This window comes from Novipirellula artificiosorum, assembly GCF_007860135.1.
GTDB classification, from domain to species: domain Bacteria; phylum Planctomycetota; class Planctomycetia; order Pirellulales; family Pirellulaceae; genus Novipirellula_A; species Novipirellula_A artificiosorum.
This window is the reverse complement of record NZ_SJPV01000002.1, coordinates 71,676-85,376: the sequence shown is the minus strand read 5'-3', so window position 1 is coordinate 85,376 and position 13,701 is coordinate 71,676. Positions and strand designations below refer to the sequence as shown.

The following is a 13,701-nucleotide window of genomic DNA, read 5'->3' as shown; positions in this document are numbered from 1 at the left end:
AGCCTCCTTCGATACCAGAAATTCGCGTCGGCAACGATCGGAGATCACAGAGACCTGTTTCACGCAGCCACGCCCTACATCCGCTATAACCGGCAAACTCCTCCTATGCCACACAAGTTACCAACCTGAGTTCGACTCCAAATCGAGCCCGCCCCGGCGTCCAAAACCACGCGACGCTGCTCGTGGTTTGTCACAACTAAGAATTGGGGTACGACGGACATCCAATCCGTCATTCCGATCAACAAACTACGAACGGGAAGTCCGTTCTACAAATTCGCGGCAAACCTCAAACCAAGGTGTGACAGAGCCTTATCCCGCCACCCGAAGTCTTGGCTTCCCAGCATCGGACAACAGCTCTCGCAAGCGTTCGAATTCATCCGGGTCAGTGAAGTGCAAGGTGATCTTACCGCGACCGCGAGCCGAGCTTTTGATCTCGACTTTCGTCCCGAAGATCATTCTCATCTCTTGTTGCATCGCTTCAATCTGCGGCGAGACGGTGCGTCGTTTTTGACGCGTCGCGTTAACCACTTTCTTACCGGTCTCTTCATCTTCTTCGGCTTTCAACAGCTCAGCAACATGGGTCTCCGTTGCCCGCACACTCCATGTCTCTTCCTTAATTTTCGCGGCGGTTCGGTTTTGGATTTCCTCATCGCCAATCGGCAACAACGCCCGGGCGTGTCCGGCAGTAAGGTCGCCCGCTTGCAGCATATCAAGGATCGCGTCAGGCAATTCCAACAATCGCATCAGGTTGGCAATCGTGCTACGGTCGATACTCAAGCGACGAGCCAGATCGTCTTGCTTGCATTTGTGTTCATCAATGTATCGCTTGAATGACAGCGCTTTTTCGATTGGGTTCAAGTCCTTGCGTTGCAAGTTCTCGATGATGGCCAATTCCGCGACCAGGCGATCATCGGCTTCGCGAACTTCCGCGCGGATGGTTGGCAGCCCCGCGTGAATGGTCGCGCGCAGCCGGCGTTCGCCGCTGATCAATTGGTACTTCCCATCCACGATCCGAACCAAAACCGGCTGCAGTTGCTGATGGTTCTTCAGACTCTCCGCCAACGAGGCGATTTCCTCTGGATTGAATTCGCGACGGGGTTGGAACGGATTGTTCTGGATCTCGCCCACTGGCAATTCGAGCGATTGGATCTTCGAGCGACCCTCGGCTGAGTCTTCTGGCAGCGGATTGCCTTCCTCATCCATTGGCGTCCCTAACAGAGCCGCAAGCCCTTTTCCTAAACGCCGATCTTTATTGGTTGTTGCACTAGTCACGCTCGAGCACCTCCATGCACAGCTGGGTATAAGCAAACGCGCCGCGGGATCGCGGTGCATACTCAAACACGGTTTTGCCGTGACTCGGGGCTTCGCAGAGCGAAACATCACGAGGGACGACACAATCGAAAACGATATCGCCGAAGAAGTCACGTACTTCGTCGTCGACTTCTCGGGTCAATTCGAGATAGGGATCATACATGGTAAGTAGGATCCCACCAAAGGTCAGTCTGCCATCCGTGGCGACGATCACCTTCTTGATGGTTTGGATGAGTTGAGTCAGCCCTTCCATAGCGAAATACTCGCACTGGATCGGCATCAACACTTCCGTGCTGCCGGAGAGCGCGGTCTGAGTCAACGGGCCGACACTGGGCGGGCAATCAATCAAGACAAAATCGTAGGTATCGATGATCGAATCGAGGTGGTCGCGAACGATGCCGGTTTCGCTTTCACCCGCCGCCGCCAATCGATCGACGTCTTGAAGCGTTCGGCTACCACGGATCATCGAGAGGTTTTCCATTTTGGTTTCAACGATTTGATCGCTGATCGGCTGGCTGCGAATCATCGCATGCCCGTCGGTGGGTTCTAAACCGAGCGATCCCGTTGCATTGCATTGCGGATCCATATCAAGCAACAGGGCCCGTTTGCCAGACATCGCAAGCGCAGCCGAAAGGTTCACCGCAGTGGTTGTCTTTCCCACGCCTCCTTTCTGGTTCACGACGCAAAGAATCCGTCCCACCGCCCGTTCCTTTTTCAACCTCGGTCTGTCGCCACGATCGTGGCGCTCCCGAAGATTACGAAAATTCGCATGGGAAAAACAAGACTGGTTTCACAAGAAACTGCTATTGACATTCCCAGAAGGATGCAACTTTGCGGGAATGCGGTTGCGATCCTCTACGTGCAGCATGGATTCACCCGACCATGGAGCACCCATTCTCACTGACTCCCTTCTCCCCCGAGATTTCGACGTCGTAGAGTTAAGCGTTCCCCATCCAGAGAGTATTGTTATCGACACAAGTCGCGCGGATGGATTCTGGCTCCCCTCTCCCCGCGCGCACGCGGGGCGAGGGGCCGGGGGTGAGGGGCGTTCCGTCGTGCAGGTTTATCGCTGTTTTAGCGGATATATGCGCCTGCTGACCCCCTCATCCCCAGCCCTTCTCCCCCGAAAAATCGGGGGAGAAGGGGGCCAGAATCTTGGGTGAACCAGAATTTACAAAGTCACTCTAACTTGCCGCGCAGGCAGGATTCCCATCACGCCACGCTCTATGGAGTGTGAGGTCCGTAAACGCATAGAGTTCAAGTAGCTAAGAATTGCATGACACGCAAAGCCGGGCCAGGAAGGCAGCGCGAGCGAGGCACGCTGATGACAGCACCGAAATCAGGAACGGACGGACAACTGACGTCGCAGTGCAGGCTGCTAGCCTGCGCAAAGGCTAGCGCATTGTCCGGATTTAGCTATAGAGTTTGGGCTGCAGCGGAAGCCGTCAAGACTTCCAGCGTCTCACGGAGTCGACCGAAACTCTTGATGAGTTCCGGGATCCCAGAATCTCATGGCAGGCAAAGCACCCGAGTCTCGAAGCTTAAGATCTACCAGGTTGCGTAAATCGCTTCGACCGGCGGGCCTTCCGACTATCGACGTTGACCCACGGGTTGGCCGCTCGCCTGCTGCGTCGGTGGGTCCACCACTGGATTGAACTTCTCGTGGAAGATCGTCCAGTCACTTGGCGGTGTTTCGTCGATGAAATTGTTCATGAAATTCGTGATGGTATTCCCCACACCATTTTGCTTCATATCAACGAATTCATATTGGTCCCATTTTGCTGCATTGACCGGATGGAAGTTTGGGGCGTACATGACCAACGCCTTGGGTAAGAAGGTCTCTTCATCGAGAGCGATTTGCACCATCTTGTATTGGGCGCGATCGTCTTGACGCTTCGGCCATGCTTCGATCAGCAGAATGCCCTCGGCGGGAGCGGCGACCTGGCGAACCCAATATCGTTGTTGGATCTCTTTGGCATCCAAATTGAACACGAACGGCAGCGGGCTATTGAAAATCTTTTGACCCTGCATCTCCGGTGGCAAGTCTTGTTTTTTGCATTGCTTATTGCTGCGATCAAACTCAATCAACTGCTTTCCGTTACAAACCCAGTGTTCACCGTACATGCCGGGCTGAGCACCGAACTGAGGCTTTCCTCCCTCCATGCCTTTGTAGAAGACAAGTGAGTCGACGCGGAACAGCCCTTTGTCTGGCTTGGCATATTTGATCACGCCATCGGCGCGGGTTGCGTGGACGCCTGCGGGTGCCGCTTGGTTATCGAAATGCCAACGTTGGAACCGGCAATCGAGCGTCGTCGTCCCCTGGCTCTGCTGCTGCCAAGACAGCAGCAACTGGTTGAGCTGCGCTTGCTGAGCCGCTGTCAGAGGTTCGAATGGCTGCCTGCTTGCAGCCGCCTGTGCTTGTGCAGCCGCCTGTGCTTGTGCAGCGGCTTGTTGCCTTTGCAGCGCCGCGACGCGGGCATCGGCAGAGGGCTGGGCGTCTGCTGCAGCGGGTTGCTGAGCATAGGACGGAACCGTAGTCCCGACAGGTTGCTGCGAGAAAAGTGGAACCGCAAGGAATGCGGCAAGACAGAAGCCAGTCCAAGAAATTCGGATCATCCGTGACGCCTGCGTGAAACGTGGTCGTGAAACGCGTTTTGGCCGTGTCCATACAACCAAACTCAGGAAGCTTTTAGCAAGAAGCTGCAGCAGAGCGAAAGGGAGATTCTCGCTTTTTTGGCGGCCTAGATCATCGAGCTCCGATACGACCCGCGACCGACAACCCACGTTTGCGGATCGAAATCCAACTCGCGCCCCTATGACCGAGCGTGGGTGCTATTCCGCAGGCAACCGAGAACAACTTACCCCTTGCCTTTATGCCGGAACACAAGCGTGGTCGGTGTGGGCTACTCCGCCGTTGCGCGCCACCAAGGCGTCGCTTCCTCTCGTTCTCCGCCCGAATCGGACTCCTCGATCCATTCACGACGAGCAATCGACGCAATTGCCTCTTCGGGCGAAGACAGATTCTGGTCCGCGTCTCGCTCGAACCATGCCCAACCGATCGATGGTGAGGCTTCCTCGCACTCCGATTCGTCCTCGTCGATCGTGATCGGCTCGACGTAAACCGGCTTGCGGACCGGCTTCGGCGTGTGTTCAACGGGCGCGGGCTTCGGTTCCGGCTTGACAAACACCACCTTCGGCTCAGGTCGCTTCAGCTTCTTTTCGACGTAGACGATCTTCGTTTTTGGTTTCGTCTCTTCCATCACCGGCTCGGGCTCAACTGGTTCGGGCTCAATGGCTTCGACCTCTTCCTCCTCCAGAACCGATTCATCCTCGAGCGTCTCTTCTTCATACTCCTCTTCCTCATACGGCTCTTCTTCTGCGACCTCTTCGGGCAACAGAATCTCCGCTCGTCCAGGCTGACCTTGTGGCGGCATCATGCGAACCTGGACGTCGATGTCGTGGAAGATATCAACAATGTGTTCATGGCAAGTGAACATCATCACCTGATGTCCAAGCTCGGAAAACGTCTTCAGCGTCCTTGCTGCTGCAATCGCACGGTCGCCGTCAAAATTGACGAGAACGTCATCCAGCACAAGTGGCAGCATCACACCACGACGTGCGTAGGAAGCGGCGAGCGACAGTCGCAGCGAGATAAAGACCGCTTCGCGCGTCCCACGACTGAGCACATCAATCGACAGCGATTTGCCAGCGGTGTCGTCCACCTTCAATTGGTTGGTTCCCAGCGGAGTCCAGATTCGGCTGTACTTGCCGTCGGTCAACTGTGTCAGAAATGACGACGCTTCACGCAACGTTTCCGGTTGCCGTTCCCTCTCGAAGGTTCCGCAAACGTCCTCGAGCAAGCAGCTTGCCATCGATAGAGTTTGCCAGCGTCGAACCGCGGCACTGATTTTTCGTTCGATGCAGCCCAATTCCAGTTGGGCGGCCGTCAGCCGACTGTCTTCCCCAAGCTGCTTCATCTCTTGCGCGATCTCGCCTTGCTGTGTCCGCAGTTGAGCAACGCGTTGTTCCGTCTCGGACATCCGGGTGGTCAGAGAATCCCAACGTTTTTCGATGTCGCTCATTCTCGCCCCCTCGATCTCGCGAGCGACGCAATCGTAGTCAACATGCGTTCCGATGATCGAGCGAACTTGCTTCTCGAGATCGGCGTGCTCTTTCCGCATCTCCATCAAGCTTGCTTTGCTATCAACCATTGCATAGAACTGTTCGGGCGTTGCAACTCCGCACTTCGCCCACAGCGCCCGCCGCTGTTGTTCGCCACGCTGGATCGACCGGAAGTACGAGCTCTGCTGCTTCTTGAGTTTCAAATCCTGGTCTTTGAGCTCGCGACGGCGTTTGATCCAATGCTGTTGACGGGACAACTCTTCATGCAAATGGTTCAGTTGATCGAGCGGATTCGATCGCATCGTGACCCGGCGACTCGAGGTCTCGGATTCATCGTCGCTCTCCGTCACCTTCACAGGGTCCTGCTTGGCAGCCTCGTCGGAAAGATCGAGTGCTTCGAGATACAAGGCTTCGATACGCCGAGCAATCGTTTGTCGCTCACGGCGACGCTGCTCTTTTTCTGCCTTCAATTCATCCAAGCGGCGGCGACTCGCTTGCAAGGTCTCGTAACCATCGCTCAATTTGCGGACACTCGACGGCGACATCGACTCACTGAGCCCCAGTTGATCGAGCGTTGCCGACCACTCGCGGCGTGCGGCTTTCAGCCCATCGGCTGCCTGAGTCGCCCGCGCTCGCGCCGACTTGAACGACTGACTGACCGCCTCGTGATTGTGATAGGTTGGCAGGCAGGATTCGAGCTCTGCAAGCAGCGCTTCACTTTCGCGGATCCTCAATTCCAAAGATTCGCCACTTGTCGGAAGCGACGAATCGACATCGCCTCGCTCGGCCTCGAGCTCACGAATCTGCTTTCGCAGCGTGTCGATTTGGCGTTCGCAATCATCCAAATCGCGTGACGTCGACCGCATCCCGTTCTCACGACCGAAGTAATAGGTCAACATGCTCATCAAACCGACCATCAGACACAGCATGCCCCAAGTCGGGTCGGGCTCGGCTGCGAACCACGTCAGCCCGAGCAGATTCGACACGCCATAGATCAAGGCGATGCCACCAAAGATGAAGGGCACCGAAAGCAGGATCAGCCGATCGATGGGTAGCGCCTCGTCGGTCGTCAGATCGATCGATTCCTTTTCGAGGTCGCGATAATGTCGCTTCAATTTCTCGAGGTGCTCACCAAGCTGGATGCGATGGCGTAGCGTCGAAATCAAATCGGTCTGTTCGCGAATTGCCTGTTGCAGGTTCGTTGCATGGGCACGCGACAACACTTCTTGAAGCTGGGCGCCTAGTTTTTCTGTACGCTGCTTGTGTTCCGCTCCCTCGTTTCTTGCTTGGCTAAGCAGGAACACCTGTTCCTTCACCCGCTTCGCAGGCCCTGCAAGTGACGACAGGGTTTGCTTGGACAGATCAGGCAACTTGGACAGATCGCCCTCGAGGATCGCTCGGCGATCCTCTTCGTCGATGCCTAGCCGATCCGCATCGGTCTCAAGCTGCTTGCGAGCCTTTTCAATTTGCACATCCAGTCGCTCGATTTGTTCCTCGAGCGCCTCGACCCACGTGGCTTGTTCCGACGCTGCTTCGATACGTCCTTGCAGATCAAACATTCGCTTGGAGACAGGAATCTGCTCGGCCTTGACCCGCAACTCGCGACGCTTCGCCTTGACTTCTTCCATCTTCGCCTTGGCGTCTTCAACCATGGCTTCAATCTGTACCAATTGTCCCGGTGACTCATCTGGCAACTGCGATTGCTTTTCCGTTTCAAGGATCCGCTCCGCCAATTGGTCTCGCTGCTGCCACGTCTCAAAGACGCTTGTCGCGATTTCGACCGACCGAGCCTCCTTCTCCCAAGCCGCCATCCGCTCTGTGGATTGTTCGATTTCCTGTTGCTGGCTCCTTCGCTGACTGGCCAACTCGCTCCAACGACGGCCGTGCCGAGTCAATTGCTCCACTTCGTCACGCAATTTCTCGCGTTTGCTGATCATCCCGGTCAACTTCGCAGCTTCTTCCGAATCGTCGGCGTTCACCTTCCCGACCATTGACTTCCGACCATCACGCAGCGATTTCAGCACATCGACAAGCGAAACGCGGTCCAGCCCACTCGATAGCTTGTACAGCTCATCGGCTGCGGAGGTGTCGTCAAGCGTCGACAATTCCTGCAACTCACGGATGCCGATTGCGAAAACGTTCGTGAAGATTGGCTCATCGATTTGTCCAAGCAGACTACTGAGCCGATGCTGTCCTTGGGCCAAACCGTCTTGGCCGGTAACGGTCAATTGGCCGGTCACACCCGAATCGGTCAACTGGCTAGTGCGCCGAATTTCGTAACCACCACCCGGTCCGGTAACGCGGATTGCACCGCCCGGAGTTCCTCCGTAAACGGGTGGCAAATAGCGTTCGCGACGATCCGCGGTAAAGCCGTACAATTGAGCACGAAGGAATTGCATCAACGTTGTCTTGCCGGCTTCGTTCGGCCCATAGAACAACGTCATCCCGTCCGGAAGCGAGTCGACCGATAGCCCTGTCCAGACGCCGAACCCGTCGATCTGTATGTCTTTGACTCTCATGATTGGATTTCCAAAGTAATTCCATTTTGACTTTGTGACCGAGCACGCGGGTGCTCAGGCTTCAACTGCGACGCGCACATCTTGCGTCTCGGACGTGTATCCATCTCACGACGACACCAAGTTTGGTTTTCCGCCGCGGAGCAATTCCACGCCTAACAGGGTTGCTTGATCCAAAATCGCTTCGCGTGCCGACGGCGAGACATCGGCCAACAACGCTGCGGTGGGACTACGAATGCTTCCATGTTCTTCCGTGTAGGGAGCCAGATTCAATTCCCGTTGGCCTGCTTTACTGAATTTCTCGGAAGCTCGCAAAAAGTCGCCCAAAATGGTGTCTTCATCCTTCCACGACTTTGGGTAATGCTTCGGTGGACGAATGACCAAAGACGCCGTCCAAGCCGAGGGCGTGCCCGACCCGAATTCGCGACGAAGCCACGCCAGCAGTGCTTCGCTATCACCCAAGGCGTGCAAGTTCTCGCCGCTGGTGATCGAAATATCCCACCCGATCAGCAGATGACGGCCACCATTCTCGTGCTGCAATCGCGTGATCCGTTCGCCCAGCAAGTTGCGAATGCCACCCACGGCGGCAATCTCCGATGCATCAATTTCAACTTGACAATAGCGAAACGCATCGCATTCAATCGAATGCACTCGAGTCGTCTGGTCCGCATCCACGTCGACGACGGTGTAGCCGTGAGGCCCAGGTTCGCACAGTGAACGACCTTGCGGACTTCCACAGTAAAAGGCACCTCCCTCCGCTCCACCCTCCATCGCTTTACGATTGTGCTCGCCGCCGAGAGCCCAGTATTCAAACCGACCTTCGGCCAATGCATCGGCGTCCGACGCCCCATACCCGATCGCAACCGTGTATTCCTCGGTGGGCTCGACGCGATAACTTGGAACGTGCAGCGCCGAGCGACCCTCACTGCTGCGACCCACGACCACACAGATGGTTCGGCCAGCTCGTTCAACCGGAATCGCCACCACACGATTCTTAGGAAACAGCGTAACATTCGGCGGCAGCGGAGCGGCATCCGGCCACTTTTGCGGGTCATCAGCAAGTCCCGCGACCCAAAACACGGGCGTTTTCTTTGAGTTCAGCTTCTCGAAATAATCAAGCAGCAGTGACATGCCATGCGGCCCAGCCGATTGAGGGCTGAGCAAGTCGCCGCTCAGAACCAAAAAATCAATGTTGTCCGCAAGCGCCGCTTCGAAAACCGCCTTGGCAGCCCGGCGCGGCGCATCGGCCATCGCTTCGCGAAGATGACTTGGGACGGCGTCAAGATCACCGAGTGGTGCTTCAAGATGAAAATCACTGGCGTGAATAAATCGAAACGATTCGCCTGGCATCGGCTCCCTCCTGTGCGATTGGTCCCACGAATCTGCATGGTCAACCGAGTTCGTTCACCTCTTGTGAAGCACCTTATGACGTTTTCTAGCAGCGTGGGTGCGGCTACGTAGTCTCGGTACTTTAACGAAAGTTGCAAAAAATCACCAAGTCGTATTTGGCATGTTTCACGAAAAGAAACGCGAAAAGATTTGCTAGCCTAGCATCCAAGACTGCTGGAGATCGGATACCGTCCCCTCGATCCGAGATCGCCCCTGACACGGCAGGACCAGAACTCAAAACGCCCTCGCAGCAGAAGCGGTGGTGCAATACTTAAGCTGGTGGAGATCCGCGAGTTACAGCAATCCGAGATCTGCTTTTGGGCATTGGGATCTGGACGAGGATCGCCCATGAATCCTGGATCCCTTGAATGCTGGATCCCTTCTCCCCTGATTTTCGGAGGTCGTCCGGTTTTTAAGTTGTGACGAACACCGTGTTTCGGTATCCAACCACCCCTGCCCGCGCAGCGGGAGGGGTCGAGCGAAGCGAGGGGGAGGGCCGGTATAGAAACAGTGCTGGAATTTCATGTTGTAATCGCAGCCCGTTTTCCCTCTCCCTCGCTTAGGCTCGACCTCTCCCAGAGGGAGAGGTAAATCTTGTAAGTCTTTTTCAATCAACAACTTAAAAACTGCACGACCTCCTCGGAGATGGGGGTACTGCGTCGCTTGTCCGATTTTTGCGAAGGTGCAAGCTTGCTGAGGCTCTTGCGCACATAGGTTTTTCGGCTCATCCGGCGGAAGCGTGCGCAGGAGGTTTTCGAGGCATCTCTCCGGTGTCCCATGATTGCTGGCAGGAGCTATTTTCACTGGTTATCGTGCAGTTGCCGGTAGAAACGGAGTCGAGCTCTGCAGAGGTGCAACTTGACAAGGGATATCCCGGTCGACGGTGCGCCAAGGGTGCTACCGGTTCCCTGCGGACGACCGACCGTCGGGGACTCTTTTCTAAGAGATCATTGGACACCGGAGCCATACCTCCAAAAAACCTTGAGTCTGGGTTCCGCGAGCTTCGGTCGGATGAGCCGGTTTTTTGACCGAGGAGTCCGAGAGCCACCGCACCCATGAACCGCACCTCCGTGCAACAGGCTTTCCCATGTTCGCAGCACCAGCGCGAACCGCAAGGCAGCAATCATTCGCAGCGGTTTGTCGAAAGTCCAGAGCGAAATCTCGTCACCTACCCCGCAGATGTATAAAACACCACCCGAGATACGCGGTACAACGAGCCGCGCAGCGGGAGGGGGCGAGCGCAGCGAGGGGGAGGGCCGGTATAGAAACCGTGCTGGAATTTCATGTTGTCATCGCAGCCTGTCTTCCCTCTCCCTCGCTTAGGCTCGAGCTCTCCCAAAGGAGAGGTAACGGCACCGTAACTCCCCGATCAGAAACGCCTTAAAACTGCACGACCTCGCGCGCGGAGGAGAGAGGGGAGCCAGAATCCATCAGCGCGACTTGTGTCGATAACAATGCTCTCTGTCTGGGTGACGCTAACTCGAACGCCTTGCGAAACACGGGCGAGAAAAGACTCTCACCCGTGTTGTTCACTGATCAGATCAAGACGCCCACCCGAGACGCTTACCAGCAGCAAACTGGCGGACAACAGCGACGGACTTTCACGCAGTATCGGACCTTAACACAGCAGCGCTCCGCGACGGGGGGTGGGCAACAGACGACCACGGGCGGTGGGCAGCAAACGACCACGGGCTCACAGCAAACGGGCTCACAGCAAACGGGCTCACAGCAAACGGGCTCACAGCAAACAGGCTCACAGCAGGGATCACCGCCACCGCACAACCGCGACAGAAAACCACCCGCCTGGGCTTGGCTCGCACTGACAACACTTGCGGCTGCTACGACCGCGCAACAAAACAACATTCGACGCATCATGATTGTATCCCTCTTGAAAGTGTTCTTCGTCGGCAGTGCAACCAACGCACTGCTTCCTTGAGACCAACGCAGAAGCAAGACGGATGCCAGCGGCGTGAAACACAAATGCATACCGTGCGAATCGCCCGTTAAGGCCGGATGCTTTCCACAGCAGTCATTCAAAGGCGGCTGGCCTACCGCAGCAACGATGGGCTGGCACTGTCGACTCGTCGAGCGGGTCGCGGGAGACCGTGCGGACGGTGCGCAGCGGGCGGCGTGAGTGTGCCAAATAGATTCAGGTGTGTGGGTGTCCCCCAGACACTGCCTCGGTCAGCCATCGCGGAGCCCCCGACTTCCTCGTCAGCAAATTTCGTCCGGCAGCTCGCTAGCGGCCGCCTCGTCGAGCACGAAGGTGACGCTGGAGTGCAACTGGAGCAGCGATGCGGGAACCGACTCGGTCGGTGGATCCAACAAGGATTGACGGATCACTTTCGCTTTGGAGGCACCGGTCGCCAGCATCACAATTTGCTTGGCCTCGAAAATCGTCCCGATTCCCATCGTGATGGCCTTCTTCGGGACTTGATCGGGTGAATCGAAATAGCGTGCGTTGTTCTTGATTGTCACTTCCGCCAAATCGACCACTCGCGTCCGTGACGCGGCCGGCGAACCCGGCTCGTTGAAACCAATGTGTCCATTCCTACCAATGCCGAGCAATTGGAGATCGATGCCACCCACCCTTCCGATCTCTTGGTCGTAGGCGCTGGCGTGCGCCACAGGGTCGTCGGCACATCCATCGGGTACATAGGTTCGCATTGGCGAAAAATTGACGTGATCGAACAAGTGCTGCTGCATGTAGTAGCGATAGCTCTGCGGGTGCTTTGCTTCCAAGCCGATGTACTCATCCAAGTTAAACGACGTTGCGTGACGAAAGTCGACTCGGCCATTGCGAAAACCGGCCACCAAGTGTTCGTAGGTTTGAATCGGTGTTGCTCCTGTGGCCAACCCCAGCACGATCGCCGGCTTTGCCGTGATCGCTTCGGTGATCAGGTCAGCCACTTTCCGCGAGGCAGCGTCGGCGTCGGGGCAACGGAGGACGATGGGCTGGGTGGGACCTGTTTTCTCGGTGCTCACAAGGGGATCTCATCGTTGACAGCCGAGATTGCATCAAGCAATAAGCTTGACCATGCATCGGCCGTGGAAAGAGTCTGGAACAATTTCGTGCGAAGTTCGGGACGAACAAAGATTCGCACCTGTTTAACTTGATCGTCAAATTGACGATCCGCGAGTGCTTTCGCTACGGCGGAGACGTCAGCCAGTTTTTTGGCAGTTTGATCGCGTGCAACCACATCGACATTGATATCGACCTCCAATTTCACTGGAGGCGCATCAATCAAGACCTCCCATCCCCGGATCAATTGCCCCGTCAAACGCGTCAATTGCTCGGCCAGCTTCTCGCTCGCCGCCACCAACGTCCCATAGGGTCGCCGAGCGATTTGCTGGTGCACTTCACGACGATCGATCGCATTGAACTCGGCCACTCGTTTGAACAGCCGGCGCTGGCGACCAAATAATCCGTCAAGCAAATCGCTAGCACCGCAAGTCGCCAAGCATGCGTCGGAACCGGTGACTTGAACGAGCCGGGCGATCCACTCGGCGTCGGATAACCCAAACGTCGATTCGAGTGGAATCGACCGTTGGACGGAGAACACGGCGCGCTGCAACATTGCCGTCGCGGACCGAACGGTGTGGTGCCAATACACCTCGCTAAACATGACATATCGGGAGAACACCATCATCTCGGCCGCCGTCCGACCCTTCTCTCCAATTGCCAACCTTGGCTTGGAGGGATGAATGCACATGGAACCAATCAATCGCGCGACGTCAAAATTGCGACCATAGGGAACCCCCGCATGCAAACTGTCCCGTTGCAGGTAATCAAGCTTGTCGATGTCAACTGGTCCACTGAGGCAGCTGCGCAAAAAGTCGCGCCCCGCACTGGACAATCGACTCAATGTTCCGCTGGGTTCCAAAAGCTCGACGACATCCTTCGTTTCGCATTGCCAATCCCGGTCGATGCATTCCGCCAATTCCGACTTGGCGATCCAATCACTCACACGCGATTCATGGGCGCGCAGCCCCGCAAGCTGCAGGTCTTCGATCGGGTGGCAAAACGGCCAATGACCAACATCGTGAAGCAAGGCAGCCAATAGAAAGGCATCGGCCGCCGGCGGATCGACGATCGCTTGAAATCGCGGATCGTCGCCGAACCGGGCCAACAACCGCAAGGCATTCAAATAGACGCCCAGAGAATGCTCAAGTCGCGAATGGGTCGCGCCAGGGTAAACCAGGGAGACCATCCCCAATTGGCTGATGGAGGCAAGTCGTCGCATCGGAGCCGAATCAAGAACCCGCCGCACGCGAGGTGTCAACGGGACACCGTCGGACGGGGGAATCCGGACCAGCGAGGTGGCTCGATTCAATTGGACGACTTCAGGCGTCATGCCAAAAA

At 56.4% G+C, this 13,701-nt stretch carries 8 protein-coding genes; 1 reads left to right on the top strand and 7 read right to left on the bottom strand.

Features of this window, described 5'->3' with window-relative positions; translation table 11 throughout:
- Nucleotides 1-309 precede the first annotated feature (309 nt).
- The 5 genes from Poly41_RS06125 to Poly41_RS06105 all read right to left on the bottom strand — a co-directional run bounded on the left by Poly41_RS06125 (nt 310) and on the right by Poly41_RS06105 (nt 9,299).
- Complete coding sequence (locus tag Poly41_RS06125; RefSeq protein ID WP_231615454.1) at nt 310-1,272, bottom strand: ParB/RepB/Spo0J family partition protein; 963 nt, start codon at nt 1,270-1,272, stop codon at nt 310-312.
- Entirely contained in the window at nt 1,265-1,990 is a 726-nt protein-coding gene (locus Poly41_RS06120) for a ParA family protein (RefSeq protein WP_231615453.1), read from the bottom strand. Before Poly41_RS06120 ends, Poly41_RS06125 begins: the two co-directional genes overlap by 8 nt.
- Before the next feature lie 911 nt (nt 1,991-2,901).
- Nucleotides 2,902-3,927 carry a TIGR03009 domain-containing protein gene (locus Poly41_RS06115; protein ID WP_146525064.1) on the bottom strand — a complete coding sequence of 342 codons (1,026 nt, stop codon included), beginning with the start codon at nt 3,925-3,927 and terminating at the stop codon, nt 2,902-2,904.
- A gap of 287 nt (nt 3,928-4,214) precedes the next feature.
- Nucleotides 4,215-7,952 carry an AAA family ATPase gene (locus Poly41_RS06110; protein WP_146525063.1) on the bottom strand — a complete coding sequence of 1,246 codons (3,738 nt, stop codon included), beginning with the start codon at nt 7,950-7,952 and terminating at the stop codon, nt 4,215-4,217.
- Between the two features lie 105 nt (nt 7,953-8,057).
- The gene (locus Poly41_RS06105) at nt 8,058-9,299 is read right to left on the bottom strand and encodes a metallophosphoesterase family protein (RefSeq protein WP_146525062.1); all 1,242 of its coding nucleotides are present in this window, start codon (nt 9,297-9,299) and stop codon (nt 8,058-8,060) included.
- Nucleotides 9,300-10,860: 1,561 nt separating this feature from the next.
- Here Poly41_RS06105 and Poly41_RS34780 point away from each other — a divergent pair.
- The gene (locus tag Poly41_RS34780) at nt 10,861-11,274 is read left to right on the top strand and encodes a hypothetical protein (protein ID WP_231615452.1); all 414 of its coding nucleotides are present in this window, start codon (nt 10,861-10,863) and stop codon (nt 11,272-11,274) included.
- Nucleotides 11,275-11,552: 278 nt separating this feature from the next.
- Here Poly41_RS34780 and nagB read toward each other — a convergent pair whose 3' ends face one another.
- Both nagB and Poly41_RS06090 read right to left on the bottom strand, forming a co-directional pair.
- Complete coding sequence (gene nagB / locus Poly41_RS06095) at nt 11,553-12,323, bottom strand: glucosamine-6-phosphate deaminase (protein WP_231615451.1); 771 nt, start codon at nt 12,321-12,323, stop codon at nt 11,553-11,555.
- The gene (locus Poly41_RS06090) at nt 12,320-13,693 is read right to left on the bottom strand and encodes an HD domain-containing protein (protein WP_146525061.1); all 1,374 of its coding nucleotides are present in this window, start codon (nt 13,691-13,693) and stop codon (nt 12,320-12,322) included. Before Poly41_RS06090 ends, nagB begins: the two co-directional genes overlap by 4 nt.
- Nucleotides 13,694-13,701 lie beyond the last annotated feature (8 nt).